Source organism: Alkalimonas collagenimarina, from assembly GCF_030717845.1.
In the GTDB taxonomy this organism is placed as follows: domain Bacteria; phylum Pseudomonadota; class Gammaproteobacteria; order Enterobacterales; family Alteromonadaceae; genus Alkalimonas; species Alkalimonas collagenimarina.
On sequence record NZ_JAUZVZ010000003.1, the window covers coordinates 202,318 to 211,972 of the forward strand.

The 9,655-nt window shown below is 48.3% G+C and carries 14 protein-coding genes; 6 read left to right on the forward strand and 8 right to left on the reverse strand.

Annotated features, from left to right (window positions below):
• Positions 1–18 precede the first annotated feature (18 nt).
• The 3 genes from rpmG to radC form a co-directional block, all read right to left on the reverse strand.
• Positions 19–174, reverse strand: coding sequence for a 50S ribosomal protein L33 (gene rpmG / locus Q3O60_RS03340; RefSeq protein WP_008219722.1), 156 nt, complete (start codon positions 172–174; stop codon positions 19–21).
• Between the two features lie 11 nt (positions 175–185).
• The gene (gene rpmB, locus Q3O60_RS03345; protein WP_305892507.1) at positions 186–422 is read right to left on the reverse strand and encodes a 50S ribosomal protein L28; all 237 of its coding nucleotides are present in this window, start codon (positions 420–422) and stop codon (positions 186–188) included.
• Between the two features lie 176 nt (positions 423–598).
• On the reverse strand, positions 599–1,273 hold the full coding sequence (gene radC, locus Q3O60_RS03350) for a RadC family protein (protein WP_305892483.1): 675 nt from the start codon (positions 1,271–1,273) through the stop codon (positions 599–601).
• A gap of 77 nt (positions 1,274–1,350) precedes the next feature.
• On the opposite strand from radC, the gene coaBC reads away from it, so the two are divergent.
• Entirely contained in the window at positions 1,351–2,580 is a 1,230-nt protein-coding gene (gene coaBC / locus Q3O60_RS03355; RefSeq protein WP_305892484.1) for a bifunctional phosphopantothenoylcysteine decarboxylase/phosphopantothenate--cysteine ligase CoaBC, read from the forward strand.
• 33 nt (positions 2,581–2,613) lie between these two features.
• Positions 2,614–3,072, forward strand: a complete 459-nt coding sequence (dut, locus tag Q3O60_RS03360; protein WP_305892485.1) for a dUTP diphosphatase — start codon at positions 2,614–2,616, stop codon at positions 3,070–3,072.
• A 41-nt stretch (positions 3,073–3,113) separates the two neighbouring features.
• Here the strand turns inward: dut and Q3O60_RS03365 are convergent, their stop codons facing one another.
• From Q3O60_RS03365 to rph, 3 genes are all read right to left on the reverse strand, one after another.
• Positions 3,114–3,488, reverse strand: coding sequence for a diacylglycerol kinase (locus tag Q3O60_RS03365; RefSeq protein ID WP_305892486.1), 375 nt, complete (start codon positions 3,486–3,488; stop codon positions 3,114–3,116).
• Between the two features lie 268 nt (positions 3,489–3,756).
• Entirely contained in the window at positions 3,757–4,401 is a 645-nt protein-coding gene (pyrE, locus tag Q3O60_RS03370; protein ID WP_305892487.1) for an orotate phosphoribosyltransferase, read from the reverse strand.
• A 12-nt stretch (positions 4,402–4,413) separates the two neighbouring features.
• Complete coding sequence (rph, locus tag Q3O60_RS03375; RefSeq protein WP_305892488.1) at positions 4,414–5,127, reverse strand: ribonuclease PH; 714 nt, start codon at positions 5,125–5,127, stop codon at positions 4,414–4,416.
• Positions 5,128–5,297: 170 nt separating this feature from the next.
• On the opposite strand from rph, the gene Q3O60_RS03380 reads away from it, so the two are divergent.
• The 4 genes from Q3O60_RS03380 (at position 5,298) to Q3O60_RS03395 (ending at position 8,126) form a co-directional block, all read left to right on the forward strand.
• Positions 5,298–6,158 carry a YicC/YloC family endoribonuclease gene (locus tag Q3O60_RS03380; RefSeq protein WP_305892489.1) on the forward strand — a complete coding sequence of 287 codons (861 nt, stop codon included), beginning with the start codon at positions 5,298–5,300 and terminating at the stop codon, positions 6,156–6,158.
• A gap of 198 nt (positions 6,159–6,356) precedes the next feature.
• Positions 6,357–7,571 carry a tyrosine-type recombinase/integrase gene (locus Q3O60_RS03385; protein ID WP_305892490.1) on the forward strand — a complete coding sequence of 405 codons (1,215 nt, stop codon included), beginning with the start codon at positions 6,357–6,359 and terminating at the stop codon, positions 7,569–7,571.
• A gap of 148 nt (positions 7,572–7,719) precedes the next feature.
• Entirely contained in the window at positions 7,720–7,923 is a 204-nt protein-coding gene (locus Q3O60_RS03390; RefSeq protein WP_305892491.1) for a helix-turn-helix domain-containing protein, read from the forward strand.
• Positions 7,924–7,931: 8 nt separating this feature from the next.
• Complete coding sequence (locus Q3O60_RS03395) at positions 7,932–8,126, forward strand: hypothetical protein (protein WP_305892492.1); 195 nt, start codon at positions 7,932–7,934, stop codon at positions 8,124–8,126.
• A gap of 42 nt (positions 8,127–8,168) precedes the next feature.
• On the opposite strand, the gene Q3O60_RS03400 is transcribed toward Q3O60_RS03395, so the two are convergent.
• Together Q3O60_RS03400 and Q3O60_RS03405 are read right to left on the reverse strand one after the other, a co-directional pair.
• Positions 8,169–9,200: a DNA cytosine methyltransferase gene (locus Q3O60_RS03400; protein ID WP_305892493.1), complete on the reverse strand. Its 1,032-nt coding sequence runs from the start codon at positions 9,198–9,200 to the stop codon at positions 8,169–8,171.
• Between the two features lie 63 nt (positions 9,201–9,263).
• Positions 9,264–9,655, reverse strand: a 392-nt coding sequence (locus Q3O60_RS03405) for a phospholipase D-like domain-containing protein (protein WP_305892494.1), incomplete at its 5' end; no start/stop codon positions are given.

The following is a 9,655-nucleotide window of genomic DNA, read 5'->3' on the forward strand; positions in this document are numbered from 1 at the left end:
TTTTTAAAAAAGCATCGATTACTTGATTTTCGCTTCTTTGAAAATCACGTGCTTACGCACTTTAGGATCGAACTTTTTAATTTCCATCTTTTCTGGCATGGTACGCTTGTTCTTCGTGGTGGTGTAGAAGAAGCCAGTACCAGCAGAAGATACTAAACGAATTTTATCACGCATCTTCGGTGTCCTTAATATTTCAGACCTTTAGCACGCAATTCAGCCAATACTGAATCGATACCTTTCTTATCAATGATCCGCATGCCTTTAGTAGACAGGCGCATTTTGACAAAACGATTTTCACTTTCAACCCAAAAACGGTGTGTTTGCAGGTTCGGCAGGAAACGGCGCTTGGTTGCGTTCTTAGCATGAGACCTATTATTACCGGTAGTAGGTCCTTTGCCGGTCACGTGGCATACTCTTGACATGTCGATATCTCTCCAAAAAATGACTGCTGCTCGAGCGTTTTTTCTGCCTTCTGGCCAAGGAAGGCGGCTCTGAAAACGTAGAGGGCGCAATTTATACACGAAAGGCGCTTTGAATTCAAGAAAATTTGCATGAGAAACGCTCAATAGCTGCAAATAACCGCAACACTTCCCGCTTTTTATAACCAGCCACGTTCTGCAAACGATACCACCTCGCCATCGCCCACTACCAAATGATCCAATAAGCGAATATCTACCAACTGCAAGGCCTGCTGCAAGCGCTCGGTAATGCTGCGATCGGCCCGGCTCGGCTCAGCCACCCCCGAGGGGTGATTATGCGCCAGAATCACAGCAGCAGCGTTGTAGGTTAACGCTTGCTGCACTACCACGCGAGGATAGACTGGGGAAGCATCAATGGTGCCATAAAATAGCGGCTCACTTTTCAGTAAGCGATGCTGGTTATCCAAAAACAACACCTGAAACACTTCACGGCTAGCTGATCCAAGCTGTTGGCTCAGATAACGCTTTACCAAAGCTGGCTCGGTAAATACCGCCTCATGCTGTAGGCTTTGCAGCATACAGCGTTGGCTTAGTTCCATCACGGCTTGTAATTGCACGTATTTAGCAGCACCCAACCCCTTACCCTGACAAAATTGCGCCAGCGGTGCTTTCATTAATGCCTTTAATGACCCAAAATCGTTCAGCAGAGTGCGCGCCAACTCCACCGCCGACAAGCCTGGCAACCCAGTACGCAAAAAAATGGCCAGTAACTCGGCATCCGACAGTGCCATCGCACCTTTTTGCAGTAGTTTTTCTCTGGGACGCTCGTCCGCAGGCCAATCCTTTATGCTCATTTGCTGTTCCTTTTCAGCTGCAGAAAATGATGGATCCATGCTATCTTATGGCTATCAGTAATAATGAGTCCGTCATCATGCAACACTCCTTAGCCAGCCAGCGCATCCTGCTTGGCATCAGTGGTGGTATTGCTGCCTACAAAAGTGCCGATCTGATCCGTCGTTTAAAAGAACGCGGCGCTGATGTTCGCGTTATCCTTACCGAAGGCGGCAGCCACTTTATTACTCCGCTAACCTTGCAAGCTTTGAGCGGCAACCCGGTCAGCACTAGCTTGCTTGACCCGGCCGCGGAAGCTGCCATGGGACACATCGAACTGGCAAAATGGGCCAGCAGCATCTTGATTGCTCCGGCAAGCGCCGATCTGATTGCCCGACTGGCCCATGGCTTGGCCAATGATTTGCTCACCACCTGCGTACTGGCCAGTGCTGCGCCGCTGTTTATTGCCCCAGCCATGAACCAGCAGATGTATAAAAATAGCGCAACACAGCAAAACATTGCAACATTAAAAGAACGAAAATATCACATTCTGGGCCCTGCATCGGGTGAGCAAGCCTGTGGCGACGTCGGCGCAGGCCGCATGCTGGAACCATTGGAGCTAGTCAGCGCGCTTGAGCAAGCCAACACTTCGCCCTTGGCTGGTAACTGGCAAGGCAAGCGGGTATTGATCACCGCAGGGCCTACCCGCGAAGCCATTGATCCAGTCCGTTATTTAAGTAACCACAGTTCAGGTAAAATGGGGTTTGCCTTGGCGGCGGCAGCCGCTGCGGCCGGAGCCAAGGTACAACTGATCGCAGGGCCAGTAGCTTTAGCTACCCCTGAGGGTGTTGAACGTATCGATGTGCAATCCGCTCAGCAAATGCATGCCGCCGTGATGAGTCACGCCAGCTCGGCAGATGTCTTTATCGGCTGCGCCGCTGTCGCAGATTACCGGGTAGCCGAAGTCGCCGAACAAAAAATGAAAAAAACCAAACAGGATGAGTTGCAACTCACCTTAGTGAAAAATCCGGATATTATTGCCGATGTGGCGGCTTTGCAGTATCAACGGCCATTTACCGTTGGCTTTGCCGCCGAGACGCAAGATGTCGCCCGCTACGCTAAAGATAAACTGAGCCGTAAAAAGCTGGATCTGATCTGCGCTAATGATGTTGCCAATCCTGCACAAGGGTTTAACAGCGAACAAAATGCGATTGTCGCGTACTGGCCGGGCGGTGAGCTAAGTTTACCTTTGCAGCCAAAAACGCACCTGGCACTGGCTATTTTGCAGCTGATTGAGCAACGCCTGGCGCAGCAACAACAACTGACTTAACCCTAATCGTTAATCAATAATATTGAAGTGACTATGAAAAAATCTATCGACCTGAAAATTCTCGATCCACGCATTGGCACCGAATTCCCCTTACCAGCGTATGCCACATCAGGCTCCGCCGGGCTAGATCTGCGGGCCTTATTGGATAGCGCTATCACACTGGAGCCGGGTCAAACCGAGCTGATCCCAACCGGCCTTTCCATTCACATCGGCGATCCAAACCTGTGTGCCACCATCCTTCCCCGCTCAGGCTTAGGCCATAAGCACGGCATTGTGTTGGGCAACTTGGTCGGCTTAATCGATTCGGATTATCAGGGCCAGTTGATGGTATCGGTCTGGAACCGTGGCCAAACCACTTTTGTCATCCAACCAGGTGAGCGCATGGCACAACTGGTGTTTGTACCGGTCGTACAAGCAGAGTTTAATCTGGTAGAAAGCTTTGAAGAAAGTGCACGCGGTGAAGGCGGCTTTGGTCATTCAGGACGAAGTTAGTAGCCAAAACAAAAGGCTCGTTTTACACGAGCCTTTTGTGATCAACTAAAAAATCGACTGTACAGCGCACTGCCCCATACCAAAGCAACCAACACCATGCTTAAAAACACCGCTGCCGAACCCATATCCTTGGCCCGGCCGGATAATTCATGCCGTTCCAGACTAACTCTATCAGTCAGAGTTTCAATCGCCGAGTTCAGTAACTCCACGATCAGTACCAAACACCACACGCCAATCAACAGCGCAAATTGCTGAAAGCTTTGTGCCAGCCAAGCTGCCAGCGGCACCGATAACAGCGCCAGCACCGCTTCTTGTCGAAAGGCTGCTTCATGCTGCCAGGTAGCGGCAAAACCCTGCATCGAGCACTTGGCGGCTTTAATTACCCGCCCAACCCCCTGGCCATTTGGCTTTTCCATCACGACTCTCCAGAAAACATGCTGGCACAGCTAGTCTAAGATCTGTGCTTGCACGGCGTGACAGGAGCTACTTTCTTCACCGGCTTCAAGGATCACATCCCTGTGCCCTTTCAGCCTGCACGGCATCCATGCCGCTGTTACGAAAGTACTCCTGACACACCGCAGTTAGGTTTTGATAAAAAATCCAAACACTTACACCGATACATATATTATTTCGCAACCTTGCTAGCATTGATCTTTTTGATGAAGGGATTATGACAAGTAAGCATTAAACCACACCATACTCAGCCCGGTAGGCCTGCACAGCATCCAGATGTGCTGCCAGTTCAGGCTGATCGGCCAGGTAACTGATCAAATCTGTCAGGCTGATAATGGAAATCACCTTGGTGTTAAAATCGCGTTCGACTTCCTGAATAGCGGATAAATCAGCCTTACCCCGTTCCTGGCGATCAAGTGCTATCAATACGCCGCTCAGCGTTGCACCTGCTGCTGCAATGATCTGCATCGACTCACGAATCGCCGTGCCTGCCGTAATCACATCATCCACCAGCATGATCTTGCCCTGCAATGGCGAACCGACCAGACTACCACCTTCGCCATGCGTTTTGGCTTCTTTACGGTTAAAGCAATACGGTACATCACGCTGATGGTGGTCCGCTAAAGCAACCGCTGTGGTGGTGGCAATAGGGATGCCTTTATAGGCAGGGCCAAACAGCAGATCGAATTCCAGTCCACTGTCTTGCAGCGCCGCCGCATAAAAGCGACCGAGGCGGGCTAAGTCACCACCGGTGTTGAATAAGCCTGCATTAAAGAAATACGGGCTGACCCGGCCGGATTTCAGCGTAAACTGACCAAATTTCAGCACCTGACGCGCCAGCGCAAATTCAATAAATTCCCGTTGAAACTCTTTCATGGTTGCCACCTTTTACGCCAGAACCCGCTTCTGTTCATCGATAATGTCGCGAATAGCGTGACGCGCCAGTTCCATCATGTCCTGCATTTCTTCAAAGCTGAAAGGCTCTGTCTCTGCTGTGCCCTGCACTTCAATGACTTTGCCGGTTTCTGTCATCACCACGTTCATATCTGTTTCAGCATTGGAGTCTTCGGCATAATCTAAATCAGCCACAGCAGTACCTTTGTAGACCCCAACCGAAATCGCGGCAATCATGTACTTCAGCGGATTGGTCTTGATAATACCCTTGCCGCGCATAAAATTAAGCGCATCAACCAAGGCTACACAAGCACCCGAAATCGAAGCAGTACGAGTGCCACCATCGGCCTGAATCACATCACAATCGATGGTGATGGTATTTTCACCCAACAGCTTTAAATCTACCGCGGTGCGCAAGGCACGGCCAATCAGCCGCTGAATCTCCATGGTACGGCCGCCTTGCTTGCCTCGGGCAGCTTCACGGTCATTCCGGGTATGGGTCGCACGCGGTAACATGCCGTATTCAGCAGTGATCCAGCCCTTGCCTTGTCCTTTCATAAATCGTGGCACGCCTTCTACCACGCTGGCAGTACAGATCACCTTGGTATTGCCAAACTCTACCAACACCGAGCCTTCGGCATGCGCAGTAAATTGACGGGTAAAAGTTAAAGGGCGGATCTGACTGGCGGTTCGGCCACTTGGACGCATAGCATGTCTCCTGCTGGTGCATTGATAACGAATGTGGCAGCTATTATACCCAAGTCACCTCAAGATGCGAGCTTCAGAGTCGCAGGGTGAGCAGGGCCAAAAGCGGGTCATTGTTCAGGCTGCAACCAATCAGGTATACTTGGCTTTTAAGTTCAGTTGGAAGCCCTACCATGATCCATAGCATGACTGCCTTTGCCCGCCATGAAATGCAAGCCGACTGGGGCTCTGCCCAGTGGGAAATCCGCTCCGTGAATCAGCGTTATCTGGAAACATTCTTTCGTTTACCGGAACAATTTCGTAGTCTGGAAACCAAGCTGCGTGAAACGCTGCGCCAGCAATTGCACCGTGGTAAGGTCGAAGTCAATCTGCGCTTCCATGCCAATGAGGCGGTTTCGGAACTGAACATCAATCAAGCACTGGCCAGCCAACTGATCAACCATGCCAATGCGCTGCAAAGTCAAGCCAGCCACGCTCAACTAAATATCATGGATGTACTGCGCTGGCCTGGCGTGATGGATACGCCTCAAGCTGATTTAGATGCCGTTCAAACCGACTTAATGGCTGGCTTTCAACTGACGATGAATGACTTTCTGGCAAGCAGAGGCCGCGAAGGCAATAGCATGAATGAACTGATCCAAACCCGACTGGAGCAAATCAGCCAGCATGTCGCCACCGTGCGCCAGCACCTACCAATTGCCATGCAGTGGCAGCGTGAGCGTATACTAACTCGCTTGCAAGACATTAAAGCTGAAATGGATCAAAGCCGACTCGAACAAGAAATGGCATTTCTGGCGCAAAAATCCGATGTCGCCGAAGAACTCGACCGACTGGATGCACACATCAAGGAAACCCGCCACACCCTAAAAAAAGGCGGCGCCTGCGGCCGACGGTTAGATTTTATGATGCAGGAGTTCAATCGCGAGGCCAATACGCTATCATCGAAATCGATCAGCACTGACATCACCAATGCGGCGGTGGAGTTGAAGGTGTTAATCGAACAAATGAGAGAGCAGATCCAGAATATTGAGTAATGTCTACCGGCATCCATAAAAGTACATTACAAAATAAATATCAACAACTTAATTTAAACCATAGTCCACGCAAATCCACCTTCACCCACCGAAAGCCAAGCATAAATGGTGGGTAAAGTGGTGAGTATGCTAGACTATCTCAGATGTTTATTGGTGGGTAAAATTACCTGCGTGTAACTGACTGATTTGAGAGGGACTATGGGTAGCCTGACTGCAAAGAAAGTTGAATCCTTAATCAAGGGTGAGCCTGGCCGGTACGCGGATGGTGAAGGCCTTTATTTATGCGTACCCAAATCAGGTAAGCCATTTTGGTTTCTGCGCTATACGGCCAGCGGCAAGCGTCGGGAAATGACATTAGGCCAATGTGCCCATATGTCATTGTCTGAAGCACGGGCCGAGGCAGTAACGCAAAAAAAGCATCTGGTAGTGGAGAAAGTAGATCCACTGTTTCTGAAACAGCGTGCCAAGCAGCACAAAATGCAAACGGTAGACGACTTATTTGTCGACTGGCACAAAGGCAATGTGAAGCGGCTAAAACACCCGAATATTCCAGAGCGTGTGTACCGTAAAGACATAGCCCCGCATATTGGCGCTGCCGCCCCCAGCAAAGTGGTAGCGCGGGACATTCAGTACATCATCGAAACCATCACCGACTCTGGCCGGCCAACCATCGCTAACGATGCCCTGCTCTATTTAAAGCAACTGTTTAACCACGGCATAAAGCTGGATGTGGTGGGTGCCAACCCAGCCAGCGCCTTTTCGGTCAGCGATGCTGGTGGCGTAGAACAAAGCAAGGATCGGGCGCTCAGCATGGCAGAACTAACACGTGTGTTTGAAGTTTTCCGGGAAAATAAGGATAGTTTTGCCAGAGAGAACTACCTGGCCTGTGCACTGCTGCTCACGCTGGGCGTGCGCAAAAGTGAGCTAACAGAAGCCAGTTGGCAAGAGATCGATTTGGAGGCGGGAGTGTGGGAGTTGCCAAAGGAGCGTAGCAAATCCGGTGTGGGTATCAGCATCCCACTACCAGAGTTATGCATCAATTGGTTTAAAGAATTGCAGATCAGGGCTGCAGGGTCGCCCTACGTGTTTCCCAACCGACGCAGCAGCAAGCGCCCGTTTATGGGGCCAGACACCCTAAACCGGGCCATCACCAAGCTGTTTGGTCATGAAGCCGGCAAAAAAAAACAACCACCCAACAAAATGGGTGATATCGCACACTTCACAGTGCACGACCTGCGCCGCACCTGCCGTACCCTGCTGGCACAACTGGGCGTACCTGGCCATGTGGCAGAGCGGTGCTTAAACCATAAGCTGAAAGGCGTTGAGGGGATTTATAATAAGCATGATTATTTTGAGGAGCGGAAGGAGGCTTTGGGTAAGTTGTCAAAGCATCTAATACCAATCTTAGAGTAACTCATGCGGTACTTATGCTTGAAAGATGAGCTTAAAATCATCAAAGATCATGGTATTTAAGCGTCAAAAAAGCTATTTTAAGCAACATAAAGATATTCTTGCTATTTAATCTTCATTTTGAATAGCATTTTGTTATTTGAGGTGCATATTGATTAAGTGTCACTTAGCAAGACTCATGGGTGAACACAAAATGAAAGTGGTCGATGTAGCTCGGAAAACAGGGCTAAATCGCAGCACAATCACCTTACTTTATAAAGAAACCGCACAGCGCGCTGACTTCGACACCATCGACAAGCTCTGTGATTTATTCCACTGCAAGGTGGAAGACTTGTTTGAAAAAGTTGCCCCTTAGGAGCCGATATGTCTGAGTCTTATGAAGAAGAGTTTTTGGGCTACACCATCTATGTGGAAATTTCTGCAGACCACTATAATCCGGCTTACAGCTGGTCTGTCTGCAAAGACGACATTGAATATGATGCTGGATTATCATTCTCAAGAGATGATGCCATTGCCGATGCTGAACAAGTGATAAAAAATTTATCTAGGGTAAAGTGAACTTAAGCAGTTTAAGTTTAATAGAGGCTTTAACGCTTTAAGTTAAGTTATAGTTTTAATATGCTCCTTTATGCTTAATCCAACGACTTCGCCTAACCTTACAGGAACAGCATTGCCGATCATTCTTCCCAAAGCTGCCATTTGAATATCTGCTTGACTCTCTGCAAATTGATAACTATCAGGGAAAGATTGTAATATTGCGGCTTCTCTAAATGAAATCGCACGATCTTGCGACGGATGCCCAAAGCGACCGTTGCCATAACCGTAACATTGCGTAGTCATGGTTGGACTGGGTTCATTCCATGCCATACGCCCATATACACTCGAATAGCCTCTACCTGAATCTTTTAGATGACATTTAGCAACCAGTTCATTGGGCCAGTCGCGCCAGGTTCCATTAGGTTTAGAAGCTCGGATTCGTTTCAAATTAATTTCGGTCAACCCCCCTGCACGATGAAGAGGATCATCAGGGTGCACCTCACCTGCTTTTAACTCTGGAAGATGAGAAATCGCATCATAGACAGTTTGATATTCACTTGGTTTATGTGTAGCAGGAATAATGTCTATGTTTCCCATTCTAGAGGCAACTAAGACTAAACGCCGTCGCGTTTGAGCCATGCCATAATCAGGGCAAAACACAACTTTATCTTTGACACTATAGCCTGAGTCAATTAGTTTCGATTTGAACTCTAAATATACTCCATGCTTGAGCAACTCTGGCACATTTTCCATTGTAACTAAATCAGGCAAAATCTCATCTATAAGTCGAGAGAAGTGGTACAACAAGCCCCAGCGTTCATCCCTTGGGCGCCCTTGAGAGTATTTTGAAAATGGCTGGCATGGGGCACAACCCGCTAGTAATTTGATCGCACCAGAAGGATAAAAACTTAATAATTCTGCACCTGAGATTTCGGAAACACTTTTATGCAGAAATACGGCGTTGTTGTTGACTTCATAAGGAAATTTACATGCTAGATCGATATCGACTCCTGCTTTAACGGTAATACCGGTTTTTTTTAGGCCATGAGTAAGTCCCCCTGCACCGCAAAAAAGATCAACACCTACGACTTGCATATAACCATACCAAAAATCCAAAATTGGATTATAAGCAAATATATCTTAAACATCGAGGTCTAATTACTCCACTGGCTGAATAATTTTTAATTCATACAAGGCCCACAAATGTCTAGCAAGGTTTTGTACAAAAGCCCCCCCACGTAGTAATACTCCAACTTCAATGTTTTTTTCCATTGCATACTGCGTAATGTTTGCGCTTGTAATTAAACAAGTTTTTTCATCGGCTATCGCGATTTTTGCGTGCACTTTACCATCTTCGAACCCAGTGTCTTTTGTAGCCCAGTAAACAAATTCACACGTAGGGAGTTTTTTTCTTGTCGCTGCAATAACGTCAAGTCCTAAGCTACCTCCAAAGTCTTTTGAGGATTCGAGCAAAATTAGAATTCTCACTCTTCTAGCTGCGGCATCATTCAAAGCATTTAAAATTGACGGCACTTTATAAGCAACAAAAC